Source organism: Mycobacterium sp. NGS68, from assembly GCF_059812195.1.
In genome coordinates this window covers 73,033-85,869 of sequence record NZ_JCALCE010000012.1, presented here as the reverse complement: position 1 = coordinate 85,869, position 12,837 = coordinate 73,033, and the positions used below count along the sequence as shown (strand labels likewise).

At 69.5% G+C, this 12,837-nt stretch carries 12 protein-coding genes; 6 read left to right on the top strand and 6 right to left on the bottom strand.

The window, feature by feature from the left end; all coding sequences use genetic code 11:
• The first annotated feature begins 56 nt into the window (after window positions 1-56).
• Window positions 57-593 carry an amino-acid N-acetyltransferase gene (locus tag AC5Y5V_RS15310; RefSeq protein WP_499936645.1) on the top strand — a complete coding sequence of 179 codons (537 nt, stop codon included), beginning with the start codon at window positions 57-59 and terminating at the stop codon, window positions 591-593.
• Here AC5Y5V_RS15310 and AC5Y5V_RS15305 read toward each other — a convergent pair.
• The gene (locus AC5Y5V_RS15305; protein WP_499936643.1) at window positions 590-3,118 is read right to left on the bottom strand and encodes an FtsK/SpoIIIE family DNA translocase; all 2,529 of its coding nucleotides are present in this window, start codon (window positions 3,116-3,118) and stop codon (window positions 590-592) included. The genes AC5Y5V_RS15310 and AC5Y5V_RS15305 overlap by 4 nt on opposite strands.
• A gap of 145 nt (window positions 3,119-3,263) precedes the next feature.
• Between AC5Y5V_RS15305 and AC5Y5V_RS15300 the strand changes: the two genes are divergently transcribed.
• From AC5Y5V_RS15300 to AC5Y5V_RS15290, 3 genes are read left to right on the top strand one after another with little or no spacing between them, the layout of a single operon-like run.
• Window positions 3,264-3,578 (top strand): putative quinol monooxygenase, encoded by a 315-nt coding sequence (locus AC5Y5V_RS15300; protein WP_499936641.1) that lies wholly within the window; start codon window positions 3,264-3,266, stop codon window positions 3,576-3,578.
• Entirely contained in the window at window positions 3,578-4,396 is an 819-nt protein-coding gene (locus AC5Y5V_RS15295; protein WP_499936637.1) for a mycofactocin-coupled SDR family oxidoreductase, read from the top strand. Before AC5Y5V_RS15300 ends, AC5Y5V_RS15295 begins: the two co-directional genes overlap by 1 nt.
• A gap of 6 nt (window positions 4,397-4,402) precedes the next feature.
• Entirely contained in the window at window positions 4,403-5,275 is an 873-nt protein-coding gene (locus tag AC5Y5V_RS15290; RefSeq protein ID WP_499936634.1) for an SAM-dependent methyltransferase, read from the top strand.
• 15 nt (window positions 5,276-5,290) lie between these two features.
• Here the strand turns inward: AC5Y5V_RS15290 and AC5Y5V_RS15285 are convergent, their stop codons facing one another.
• From AC5Y5V_RS15285 to thyX, 3 genes are read right to left on the bottom strand one after another with little or no spacing between them, the layout of a single operon-like run.
• Window positions 5,291-6,967: a ribonuclease J gene (locus AC5Y5V_RS15285; protein ID WP_499936632.1), complete on the bottom strand. Its 1,677-nt coding sequence runs from the start codon at window positions 6,965-6,967 to the stop codon at window positions 5,291-5,293.
• A gap of 19 nt (window positions 6,968-6,986) precedes the next feature.
• Window positions 6,987-7,889, bottom strand: coding sequence for a 4-hydroxy-tetrahydrodipicolinate synthase (gene dapA / locus AC5Y5V_RS15280; RefSeq protein WP_499936630.1), 903 nt, complete (start codon window positions 7,887-7,889; stop codon window positions 6,987-6,989).
• Window positions 7,890-7,926: 37 nt separating this feature from the next.
• Window positions 7,927-8,688 (bottom strand): FAD-dependent thymidylate synthase, encoded by a 762-nt coding sequence (thyX, locus tag AC5Y5V_RS15275; protein WP_499936628.1) that lies wholly within the window; start codon window positions 8,686-8,688, stop codon window positions 7,927-7,929.
• Window positions 8,689-8,757: 69 nt separating this feature from the next.
• Here thyX and AC5Y5V_RS15270 point away from each other — a divergent pair, with 69 nt between their 5' ends.
• Window positions 8,758-9,405, top strand: a complete 648-nt coding sequence (locus AC5Y5V_RS15270) for a TetR/AcrR family transcriptional regulator (protein ID WP_499936626.1) — start codon at window positions 8,758-8,760, stop codon at window positions 9,403-9,405.
• A gap of 86 nt (window positions 9,406-9,491) precedes the next feature.
• Entirely contained in the window at window positions 9,492-11,093 is a 1,602-nt protein-coding gene (locus AC5Y5V_RS15265; RefSeq protein WP_499936624.1) for an FAD-dependent monooxygenase, read from the top strand.
• Here the strand turns inward: AC5Y5V_RS15265 and AC5Y5V_RS15260 are convergent.
• Together AC5Y5V_RS15260 and AC5Y5V_RS15255 are read right to left on the bottom strand one after the other, a co-directional pair.
• A complete protein-coding gene (locus AC5Y5V_RS15260; RefSeq protein ID WP_499936620.1) occupies window positions 11,069-12,121 on the bottom strand; it encodes a polyprenyl synthetase family protein in 1,053 nt (350 codons plus the stop codon). The two genes, AC5Y5V_RS15265 and AC5Y5V_RS15260, sit on opposite strands and share 25 nt — an antisense overlap.
• Complete coding sequence (locus AC5Y5V_RS15255) at window positions 12,118-12,816, bottom strand: hypothetical protein (RefSeq protein ID WP_499936618.1); 699 nt, start codon at window positions 12,814-12,816, stop codon at window positions 12,118-12,120. Before AC5Y5V_RS15255 ends, AC5Y5V_RS15260 begins: the two co-directional genes overlap by 4 nt.
• Window positions 12,817-12,837: the final 21 nt, after the last annotated feature.

Genomic DNA, 12,837 nt, shown 5'->3' with positions numbered 1-12,837 from the left:
GCAACAGAATAGCGGTCGGACCTGCTGACCCGTCGGAGATGTCGATACTGTTAGCCGTGACCGAAAGCCCACGGGACAACAGTCCGCTGGTCCGGCGTGCGCGAACGTCCGACGTCCCGGCGATCAAACAGCTCGTCGACACCTATGCGGGCAGGATCCTGCTGGAGAAAAACCTCGTGACGCTGTACGAGTCGGTCCAGGAGTTCTGGGTGGCCGAACACCCCTATCCCGAGGACCCCCAACAACGAAAAGTGGTCGGTTGCGGTGCGCTGCACGTGTTGTGGTCCGACCTCGGCGAAATCCGCACGGTGGCGGTCGATCCCGCGCTGACCGGCCATGGAATCGGCCACGCCATCGTGCAGCGGCTGCTGGAGGTCGCCCGCGAGCTGGAACTGCAGCGCCTGTTCGTGCTGACCTTCGAGACCGAGTTCTTCGGCCGACACGGGTTCACCGAGATCGAGGGCACGCCGGTGACCGCGGAGGTGTTCGAGGAGATGTGCCGCTCCTACGACCTCGGTGTGGCCGAATTCCTGGATCTGAGCTACGTCAAACCGAACATCCTGGGCAACTCCCGGATGCTGCTGGTGCTTTAGTCCGCGTCGCCCCCGTCGGCGTTGGCGCCGCCGCGAATCAACGCCAGCGTCCCGGCCAGCTCGTCGGGCTTGATCAACACCTCGCGGGCTTTGGACCCCTCCGACGGCCCGACGATCCCGCGGGTCTCCATCAGGTCCATCAGCCGGCCCGCCTTGGCGAAGCCCACCCGCAGCTTGCGCTGCAGCATCGACGTGGAACCGAACTGGCTGGACACCACCAGCTCGACGGCCTGCAGGAACACGTCCATGTCGTCGCCGATGTCCGGGTCGACGTCGGCCCGCTCGCCGGTGGGCTTGGCGGTGGTGACGCCGTCGGTGTACTCGGGCTCGGCCTGGTCCTTGCAGGCGGCGACGACGGCCTGGATCTCCTCGTCGCTGATGAAGGCGCCCTGCAGCCGGACCGGCTTGCTCGCCCCCATCGGCAGGAACAGGCCGTCGCCCATGCCGATCAGCTTTTCCGCCCCGGCCTGGTCCAGGATCACCCGGCTGTCGGTCAGTGACGACGTCGCGAACGCCAGCCGCGACGGCACGTTGGTCTTGATCAGCCCGGTCACCACGTCGACCGACGGGCGCTGGGTCGCCAGCACCAGGTGGATGCCGGCGGCGCGGGCCTTCTGGGTGATCCGCACGATGGCGTCCTCGACGTCGCGCGGCGCGGTCATCATCAGGTCGGCCAGCTCGTCGACGATCGCCAGCACATACGGATACGGCCGGTATTCTCGCTGGCTGCCCAGCGGCGTGGTGATGGCGCCGGACCGCACCTTCGCGTTGAAGTCGTCGATGTGGCGCACCCGCGACGCCTGCATGTCCTGGTAGCGCTGCTCCATCTCCTCGACGAGCCACGCCAGCGCGGCGGCGGCCTTCTTGGGCTGCGTGATGATCGGCGTGATCAGGTGCGGAATGCCTTCGTACGGCGTGAGTTCCACCATCTTCGGGTCGATCAGGATCATCCTGACCTCCTCCGGGGTGGCCCGGGTCAGCAGCGACACCAGCATGGAGTTCACGAAACTGGACTTTCCCGACCCCGTGGAGCCGGCGACCAGCAGATGCGGCATCTTGGCCAGGTTGGCCGAGATGAAGTCGCCCTCGATGTCCTTGCCCAGCCCGATCACCAGCGGATGGTCGTCGCGGCGGGTCGACGGCGCGGTGAGCACGTCGGCCAGCCGGACCATTTCCCGGTCGGTGTTGGGTACCTCGATGCCGACGGCGGACTTGCCGGGGATCGGCGCCAGCATGCGCACGCTCTCGGTGGCCACGGCGTAGGCGATGTTCTTCTGCAGCGCGGTGATCTTCTCGACCTTGACGCCGGGCCCGAGCGAGACCTCGTACCGGGTGACCGTCGGCCCGCGGGTGCAGCCGGTAACGGCGGCGTCGACTTTGAACTGGGTGAGCACGTCGCCGATGGCGCCGGCCATGTGGGTGTTGGCGGCGCTGCGCTTCTTCGGCGGGTCGCCGGCCACCAGCAGGTCCAGCGACGGCAGTGCGTAGAGGCCCCCAGCGACATCCGCCGCCCGGGCGGCCTGCTTCTTGGCGCGTCGGCGGGCGGGAGCCGGCGCCGGTTCGGCCTCGAGCACGGGCTCGGGGACCGTCGGGGCGTCGTCCTCGCCCGCCACGTCCAGCATGTTGGCCGACGGCCACGCCTTCGGCTCGTCGTCCAGGGATTCGTCGTAGTAGCCGTCGGAGAAGTCCTCGCGGGGGCCGTCCTCGACGTCTTCCTCGTTCTCGTCGTAGCCCTCGTCGTCGCCCTCGTCCTCGTCGTCGCGCTGGAACAGCCGCGTGCCGAACATCGCGCGCACCGCGTCGGGCACCTCGCGGATCGTCGTCCCGGTCAGCAGCAGCACCCCGAACAGTGCGCCGATGAACAGCAGCGGCGCCGCGATCCAGGCCGTCAGCCCGTCCGACAGCGGCCCGCCAATGGCGAATCCGATGAAGCCGGCCGCGCGCTGGCGCGACGCCGGGTCCTGCGGCGAACCCGCCCACAGGTGGCACAGGCCCAACACCGACAGCGCGATCAGGCTGGAACCGAGGATCAGCCGCGGCCGCGCGTCGGGATTGGGCTCGGTCCGCATCAGTACGATCCCGATGGTTGCGGCGACCAAGGGAAGCAGCACGACGGCCGCGCCGACGAACGTCCGCAGCGCCATGTCCACAAACGCGCCGACCGGCCGCGCGGCGTCGAACCACGAGCTCGCGGCGACGACGACGGCCAGGCCCAGCAGCACCAGCGCGATTCCGTCCCGGCGATGTCCAGGTTCGATGTCTCGGGCCCGGCCGATCGAGCGCGCGGCACTGCCGGTGCCCTTGGCCGCCATCAGCCACGCCGCGCGCGCGGCCCGACCGCAGGTCAGCCCGGTGGCCACCAGCATGGACCGATTCCGTCGCCGCGCGGGCGGTCTCGCCGGCTTCTTCGCGCTGGTCGCGCGCTTGCGGGGTGCCGTAGCTCGCGTGCTTCGGCCCGAACCCCGCGAAGCGGCCCCTGACCTGCTCGTTCGGGTTCCGGAGCGGGCGACGGTCTTGCTAGCCATGGGGGCCAGCCTAGTCGCATTTGCCACATATGCACCACCCGCCACACCCGTAACGGACACCTGCGCCCGTCTGCCTGTCGGGACCGCTGGGTAGGGTGGCGAGCGGTGACAAAAGTCACCTCCCGCCGCTTCAGGAGGCCCCCGCATGCCCGTCGTTGTCGTCGCCACCCTGACCGTCAAGCCCGAATCGGTCGACGCCGCCCGCGACATCTTCACCACCGCGGTCGAAGAGGTGCACGGCGAGCCCGGCTGTCAGCTGTACTCGCTGCACCAGTCCGGCGAGACCTTCGTCTTCGTCGAGCAGTGGGCCGACGAGGAGGCGCTGAAGACCCACAGCGGCGCGCCCGCGGTCGCCAAGATGTTCGGCGCCGCCGGCGAACACCTGGCCGGGGCGCCGGATATCAAGCTGCTGCAGCCCGTTCCGGCCGGCGACACGGACAAGGGTCAAATCCGCGCCTGATGGCCCGGCCGCTGGAAGGCAAGACGGCCTTCATCACCGGGGCCGCGCGCGGCCAGGGCCGGGCCTACGCGGTCCGGCTGGCGTCCGACGGCGCCGACGTGATCGCCGTCGACCTGTGTGACCAGATCGCCAGCGTGCCCTACCCGCTGGGCACCCGGGAGGACCTGGCGGCTACCGCCAAGCTCGTCGAGGAGACCGGCGCCCGCTGCGTGGCCAGACAGGCCGACGTCCGTGACCGCGCGGCGCTGGCCGCCGCATTGCAGGCGGGTCTCGACGAGTTCGGCCGGCTCGACATCGTTGTCGCCAACGCCGGAATCGCGCCCATGGCGTCGGCCGACGCGTGGCACGACGTCATCGCCGTCAACCTCACCGGCGCCTACCACACCGTGGACGTCGCGGTGCCCGCGATGATCGCGCAGGGCACCGGAGGGTCGATCGTGCTGATCAGCTCCGCCGCGGGGCTGGCGGGCGTCGGCAGCGCGGACGCCGGCTCCATCGGCTACACCGCCGCCAAGCACGGGCTGGTCGGGTTGATGCGGCTATACGCCAATCTGCTTGCTCAGCACAGTATCCGGGTCAACTCGGTGCACCCCTCCGGGGTCGACACGCCGATGCTCAACAACGAGTTCACCCGGCAGTGGCTGGCCGACATGGTCACCCAGACCGGCCGGGCGCCCGGCATGAGCAACGCGCTGCCGATCCAGATCCTGCAAGCCGACGACATCGCCAACGCCGTGGCGTGGCTGGTGTCCGACCAGGCCCGCTACATCACCGGCGTCACATTGCCGGTCGATGCGGGCTCGGTGAACAAGCGGTAGGCGGCGATGTCCAAGAATCCCGCCGCCCGAACCGCCTTCGGCCCGATGGTGCTGACCGCCGTCGAACAGAACGAGCCGCCGGACCACCGGCTGGTCGAGGACGACCTCGCGGAACTGTTTCTGCCGATACCGATGCGACTGCTCGTCGCCACCACCCAGTGGGCGGGTGTGCGGCGCGCGCTGATCCGCACCTCGGAGTGGACCGGTCGCGGGCTGTGGGCGAATCTGGCCTGCCGCAAGCGCTTCATCGGTGACAAGCTCGCCGAGGCGCTCGACGACATCGATGCAGTCGTGATTCTGGGCGCCGGCCTCGATACCCGCGCCTACCGGTTGACGCGGCGGATTCGCAAGCCGGTCTTCGAGGTGGACCTGCCCGTCAACATCGCCCGCAAAGCGAAGACGGTACGACGGGTGCTGGGCGACCTCCCGCTGTCGGTTCGGCTGGTGGCGTTGGACTTCGAGCACGACGACCTGCTCACCGCCCTTGCCGAGCACGGCTACCACACCGACTACCGCGTCTTCCTCATCTGGGAGGGCGTGACCCAATACCTCACCGAGGACGCCGTCCGGGCGACGCTGGAAGGGTTGCGGCCCACGGCCCCGGGCAGCCGCCTGGTGTTCAGCTATGTGCGGCGCGACTTCATCGACGGCACGAACCGATACGGCACCCGCATGCTGTACCGGTCCGTGCGCAAGCGCAGGAAGTTGTGGCACTTCGGGTTAGCGCCCGAGCAGGTGTCGGACTTTCTCGCCGAATACGGTTGGCGGCTGCTGGAACAGGCCGGGCCCGAGGAGCTTCAGCAACGCTACGTCCGGCCCGCGGGCCGAAAGCTGGCGACGTCGGAGGTCGAGTGGTCTGCCTTGGCGGAAAAAACCTAGCCGCGCGGGCGCTCGTCACACTTCGATGACCGTCGGAACGATCATCGGCTGCCGGCGGTAGGTCTCGCCCACCCACTTGCCGACGGTGCGCCGCACCCCCTGCGCGATCCGCACCGGGTCGGTGACGTTGGCCGCGGCCAGCTGTTCCAACTCCGCCTCGACCTTGCGCACCGCGGGTTCCAGCGCCTTGGGATCTTCGGAGAAGCCCCGTGAGTGCAGCACCGGCGGCGCGGCGGGACGGCCGGTGCCCCGCGTGACCACCACGGTCACGGCGACGAAACCCGACGACAGGATGAGCCGCTCGCCCAGGGTGATGTCGCCGACGTCGCCGGTGATCAGACCGTCGACGAACATATTGCCCACCGGCACCGCACCGGCGATCGACGCCTTGCCGGCCACCAGGTCCACGCTGACGCCGTTCTCCGCCAACACAATCGCCTCCGGCGACACCCCGGTGCTGGCCGCCAGCTTGGCGTTGGCCCGCAACATCCGCCAGGTGCCGTGCACTGGCATGACGTGCCGCGGCCGCACCCCGTTGTACAGGAACAACAGCTCGCCAGCGTAGGCGTGGCCCGAAACATGCACCCGCGCTTGCGCGTTGGTGACCACTCGGGCCCCGATCTTGGACAGCGAGTCGATGACGCCGAACACCGCCTCCTCGTTGCCGGGGATCAGCGACGACGACAGGATGATGAGGTCGCCCGCGGTCAGCGTGATGCTGCGATGTTCGCCGCGCGACATCCGCGACAACGCCGCCATCGGCTCGCCCTGGGTGCCGGTGGTGACCAGCACCACCTGCTCGGGAGCCATCAGCTCGGCGGCGGCGATGTCGATCAGGTCGGATTCGTCCACCCGCAAGAAGCCCAGCTCCCGCGCGATGCCCATGTTGCGCACCATCGACCGGCCGACGAACGACACCCGCCGGCCCAATGCCACTGCGGCGTCGATGATCTGCTGCACCCGGTCGACGTTGGAGGCGAAGCACGCCACGATGACGCGGCCGTCGGCCCCGCGGATCAGCCGGTGCAGCGTCGGCCCGATTTCGCTTTCCGACGGGCCGACGCCGGGGTGCTCGGCATTCGTCGAATCGCACAGGAACAGGTCCACACCCGCGTCGCCCAGCCGCGACATGCCGGGCAGGTCGGTGGGGCGGCCGTCCAGCGGCAGTTGGTCGAGCTTGATGTCGCCGGTGTGCAGAACCGTTCCCGCGCCGGTGTAGACGGCGATCGCCAGCGCGTCCGGGATGGAGTGGTTGACGGCGAAGTACTCACACTCGAACACGCCGTGGCGGCTGCTCTGCCCCTCCTTGACCTCGACGAACACCGGTTTGATGCGGTGCTCGCGGCACTTGGCGGCGACCAGCGCCAGGGTGAACTTGGAGCCGACGACGGGGATGTCGGGCCGCAGCTTCAGCAGGAACGGGATGGCCCCGATGTGGTCCTCGTGCGCGTGGGTCAACACCAGCGCCTCGATGTCTTCCAGCCGGTCCTCGATGTGGCGCAGATCGGGCAGGATCAGGTCGACGCCCGGCTCGTCGTGGGTGGGAAACATCACCCCGCAGTCGATGATCAGCAGCCGACCCAGGTGCTCGAAAACCGTCATGTTGCGGCCGATTTCGCTGATGCCGCCCAGCGCGGTGACCCGCAGCCCACCCGAGGCCAGCGGGCCTGGGGGGGCGAGTTCCTCGTTCACGCGCGGCGCACCCGTCGACTCACCGCAGCACCGAGGCCGCGCGCATGTCGGCGGCCAGGGCGTCGATCTGCTCGGCGGTCGCGGCCACCTGCGGGAGCCGGGGATCGCCGGCGTCGAAACCCTGCAACCGCAGGCCCGCCTTGGACAGCGTCACGCCGCCCAGCCGGCTCATCGCGTTGCACAGCGGCGCCAGCGCCACATTGATCTTGCGGGCGGTGGCGATGTCGCCGGAAGCGAAGGCGGACAACAGCTCTCGCAGCTGGCCCGCGGCCAGATGGGAGATCACGCTGATGAAACCGACCGCGCCCATGGCCAGCCAGGGCAGGTTCAGCGCGTCGTCACCGGAGTAGTAGGCCAGCCCGGTCTCGGCGATGATCTGCCCCCCGCTGTGCAGGTCGGCCTTGGCGTCCTTCACCCCGACGATGTTGGGATGCGCCGCCAGCGCGCGCAGGGTGTCGGGCTCGATCGGCACGATCGACCGCGGCGGGATGTCGTAGAGCACGACGGGCAGGTCGGTCGCGTCGGCGACGGCGGTGAAATGCGCCTTCAGCCCGCGCTGCGGCGGCCGCGAGTAGTACGGCGTCACCACCAGCAGCCCGTGCGCACCCTCGGCCGCGGCGGCCTTGGCCAGCTTGATGCTGTGCGCGGTGTCGTAGGTGCCCGCGCCGGCGATGATGCGCGCCCGGTCCCCCACCGCTTCCAGCACCACCCGCAGCAGCTCGCGCTTCTCGTCGTCGGTGGTGGTGGGCGACTCGCCGGTGGTGCCCGAGAGCACCAGGCCGTCGCAGCCCTGGTCCACCAGGTGGTTGGCCAGCCGCGCCGCGGCGACGGCGTCGAGGGACCCGTCGGCGCCCAACGGCGTCACCATGGCGGTCAGCAGTGTTCCCAGGCGCGCTGGGGCGTCGAATCCGACGGTGCTCACGGAGCCAAGATTACCTGCCGTCGCCAAGCGGTTTACCTCATGCTTCCGTGGCGAGCGGGCTGGTGGCGACCTCGGTGCCGTCGGCCAGAGTCGACACCTCGAAGTCGGCGAACACCGCGGGCGCGACGTCGACGAGCCGGCGCAGGCACTCGATGGCCAGCCGGCGGATTTCCACGTCGGCGTGCTCACTGGCCCGCATGGCGATGAAATGCCGCCAGGCCCGGTAGTTGCCGGTCACGACGATGCGGGTTTCGGTCGCGTTGGGCAGCACCGCACGCGCGGCCTGACGGGCCTGCTTGCGACGCAATATCGCATTCGGCTGATCGGCGAACTTGGCTTCCAGCCTGGTCAGCAGCTCGGTGTAGGCGGCGCGGCTGGCGTCGGCGGCGGCGGTCAGGATCTCGCGCAGCTCGGGGTCGTCCTCGAGCCCCGGCGGCACCACCACCCGCGAGTCCTTCTCGGGGACGTAGCGCTGTGACAGCTGCGAATAGGAGAAATGCCGGTGCCGGATCAGCTCGTGCGTGCAGGAGCGCGAGATGCCGGTGATGTAGAACGACACGCTGGCGTGCTCGAGCACCGAGAAATGCCCGACGTCGATGATGTGCTTGATGTAGTCGGCGTTGGTCGCGGTCCGGGGATTCGGCTTGGACCAGCTCTGATAGCAGGCCCGCCCGGCGAACTCGACCAGCGCCGACCCGCCTAGTTCGTCGATGCCGTCGGTGGTCCACGGCACGTCGGGCGGCGCCAGGAACTCGGTCTTGGCGATCAGTTGCACGCGCAGCGGCGCGGTCTCGGCCACGGCGATCACCCTATCCCGCTACACTGACACGGAACTACTTAGTTCCCCTATACGCGAGGATGCGCCGCGATGGCTTCCGATGGCAGCAGCGCCCGCCCGAAGGCGGCTCCGGGACGCCGACAGCCCAAACGCCGCGCGGGACGCTGGGACGCGTCGCTGGATGACGCCATCCTGGAAGCCGCGCTCGCTGTCGTCGCGGACCTGGGCTACGACCGCTTCACCATGGACGACGTCGCCTCGCGCGCCGGGGTTGGCAAGGCCGCAATCTATCGGCGGTGGTCGTCGAAGGCCGTCGTGGTGGCCGAGGCGATCGCCCACTGGCGGCGCCGGCACGGGCCGGTGCAACCACCCGACACCGGCTCGCTGCGCGGCGACCTCGATGCGCTGGTCGCGGCGGTGCCGGGCTACAGCGAAGCGGACATCGACACGATGAAAGTGATCGCCGGCGTGGCCACGGCGGCCATGCATGACCGGGTGCTGGCGGCGGCCATCGACGACCTCGTGCTCAGCACGCCACGCCGCATCATGGGTTCGGTGCTGGACCAGGCGCGGCGACGCGGCGAGATCCCGGCCGACCGTGATCTCACCCTCGTCCCCGACGCCATCGTCGGCCTCAATCTCGTGCGGATCATCACGGGCCGGCCGCTCGACGCCCTCTTCGTGCGGCGCGTGCTGGACGACGTGGTCCTGCCGCTGGCGTCCGCCGGCCCCACATAACCCACCTCAGATGTTGCACCCCGACCGCCATCGTGGAACCTTGGTAATCGGAACTTATTGGTTCCGTTCACCGTAGGAGGGTCGATATGGCAATGCTGCGAGTGCCGGTCCTGATCGTCGGCGCGGGCGCCGCGGGCGTCGCAACCTCGGCGCTGCTGGCCAAGTACGGGGTGACGTCGCTCGTGGTGGAGAAGCGTCGGGAGATCTTCCGCTACCCGAAGGCGCGCAACCTGAGCTTTCGCAGCCTGGAGATCCTGCGCGGGCTGGGCCTGGCAGACCAGGTCCACGCCGTGGCCGACGGCGTCTCGGACATGGTGGTGAAGCCCACCGTCAGCAGCGACGAGGAACAACCGGCCCTGGACATCGAAGGGCTCTTCGGCGGCCTGTCCGAGTTGAGCCCGGAACCACCGGTCCAATACTGTCCGCAGAGCCGACTCGAACCAATCCTGTTGCGCTACCTGCGAAGTCAAGGCAGCCAGGCCCGCTACGGCGTCGAATTGACGTCGTTCACCCACGACGGGGACGGCGTCCGGGCGCACGTGCGCGACCTCGACACGGGGACCACCGACGAGGTTCACGCCGACTACCTGGTGGCCGCCGACGGCGTGCACAGCCGCATCCGCACCGACCTCGGCATCGCCACCACCGGCCACGGTGAGCTGCCGATGTATTTCGTCTTCGTGTACTTCCGCGCCCCCTGGCGCACGCTGATCCCCACATTGGGCGACGGGGCCGCGGTGCAGGTGCGCAACGCCGACGTCGACGGAATCTTCCTGGCCGCCGACGACGACCTCGGCATGTTCCTCACGAGCTATTTCCCGCAGCGGGGAGAGACGGCCGCAGGGTTCACTCCCGAGCGGTGCCGGGAGCTGATCCTCAGCGGGATCGGGAAATCCGTCGCGGTCGAGATTCTGGACATTACGCCGTGGCAACCGCACGAGCGGGTCGCTGAGCGGTTTGACTGCGGGCGGGTCTTTCTCGTCGGCGACTCGGCACACGCCATGCCGCCCTTGAAGGCCGGCGGCGCCAACGCCGCGATCCAAAGCGCCGACAACCTGGCCTGGAAACTGGCCGCCGTGCTGCAGGGCTGGGCCGAGCCGCGACTGCTCGGCACGTACCACGCCGAACGGCACCCGGTCGGGCGGTTCAGCGCCCGACAGTCGCTCACCGGACCGACGCTGAAGCTGCTGACTACGGACCAGCCCGCCATGCTGCCCGCCGAGGAGGAGTGCTCCATGTTTTCGCTGCTCACCGGCTACCAGTACCGCTCCGCGGCCGTAATCACCGACACTCCCGCGGTGCCGTGCGACGACATTGCACTGGTCGACGAGTTGCGCGGACAACCCGGAACGAGGCTGCCCCACGTGTGGCTCCCCCGCCGCGGCGAACGTGTTTCCACACTGGACCTGCTCGGACCCGGATTCAGCATCTTCACCGGCGACACCACCGGCGGCTGGTCGCAAGCGGCGGAACAACTCTCGATGTCACGCGGCGGGCCGCCGGTCACGGTTCATGCGGTCTCCTGGCCGACGGCGACGGGCCTGGAACCCGACGGCGCCCTGCTGGTGCGGCCGGACGGCTTCGTCGGATGGCGCGCCGAACACCTGCCTGAGGATCCCGCCCGCGAACTCGGCGGAGTCCTGCAGGCGATCACCGGCACCACTCAGCGCCAGCGCGCCCACACGTAGGGCACCAGCGCCCGCAGGAAGTCAAGGTCGGGTCCGGGCCGGGCGCCGGCGAAGGCGTGTTCGAAATACTCCTCGGCGACCAACAGAATTCCCTCGGCGTATTCGGTGGCGAAGTCGATGCTGCCGTAGCGGTCCATCAGCGCGCGCACCCGGTGGACCAACTCGGCGGAGCGTTCCGCCCGCCCGCGGCGCAGGTAGTCCCCCACCAGCTCGCGGTCCGAGCCCTGCGCGACGGAATGCAGGTGGATCAGCGGCAGCGTCCGCTTGCCCTCGTAGAGGTCGCCCAGGATTTCCTTGCCGTAAACCCGTTCGTCACCCACAAGATTCAGCAGATCGTCACGGATCTGAAACGCCGCGCCGAAGTGAAACCCGAACCGCACCAACGGACCTAGCTCCGCGGTGCCGCGCGAACCCACCATCGCACCGACCCGCAGCGGGTGAATCGTGGTGTACCAGCAGGTCTTGTGCATGATCAGGTGCAGGTAGTCCTCGGGCCCGAGGTCCTCGACATTGTCGAGCTGCCAGCCGACCTCCACCGCCTGCCCTTCGAGGGTGCGCATGGCCATCGTGTCGAACTCGGCCCACACCAGCTCGGCGAGGTCGCGGTCCAGCCGTCGGGTCGCCCGACGCAGCACCTGCCCGGCCACGACCGCCAGCGCATCGCCGGCGTTGAGGGCCGCGGCCATGCCGTGCGACGCCGCCAGAGTCGGCCTGCCACGGCGCATTTCGCTGCCGTCGACGATGTCGTCGTGCACCAGGAAGGCGTTGTGCAACATCTCGATCGCGACGGCCAGGCCCAGCAGTTCGTCCGAGTCCGCGCCGAACGCGCGGCCGGCGGACAGGCACAGCGCGGGCCGCAGCGCCTTGCCCGGCCGCGACGGGTATTCGCGCATCGGCGCGTAGAGCCATTGGCTCGGCTCGCCGTCGGGCAGGGCGTCCAGCATCGCCCGACGGACCAGCTTGGCGACCTCGCGCAGCCGCTCGTCGACCCCGGTCACCACCCGGTCGCGGTCGGCGGTGCTGGTCATGTCTCGGGCAGCCGCACGGTAAGCGTCACGGGCAACCACAGGTCGGGGTGACCGCCCGCCAGTAGAGTGCCGCGGTACACGCCGGGCCGCACGTCGGGCGCCAGGTCGACGCCGACCACCACCCCGCGACTGGACCGCCGCGGCATCGGCACGACCGGAGTGTCGATCAGCACCGCGTCCGCGCCGATCACGTCGCCCTCGTGGCTGAGCAGATCGCTGCACTGCAGGCGGACGTCCGCGCGGTCGTCGGCTCCCCGGTTGTGCAGCCATACCTCCGCGCTCGCCGATCCCCCTACGGCGGCATCAAGATTCACGCCGCCCTTCGGGTCGGGGGCGTGCACGTCGACGCTGACCGGGCTGCCCTGCGGCGCGGTGGACGGCAGCGACCGGAGCAGAAATTGCCCGAACGTCGACCACCACGCCCGTGTCAGCCGCTCGAACTCTTGCACACTGCGATTGCTATTGACTTCACCGTTAGTTTCCACTGCCGCATGGCCGTTGGCAGCCGGGCCGGCGGGGCCGTCGGAGGCGTCCGGCTGCACCGCCCGCGCGAACCGATCGACGATGCGGCTGGCCGCCCGAAACCCCTCGGCCTGAATTGCGCTGAGCGCCCGGGCATTTGCGGCCGGATCGAAAACCGACGCCCACGGCAGATCGTCGATGCTGCCGTCGCCGCCGACGCCCCGATCTGTCACCGCTGCCTCCCACGGAAACTT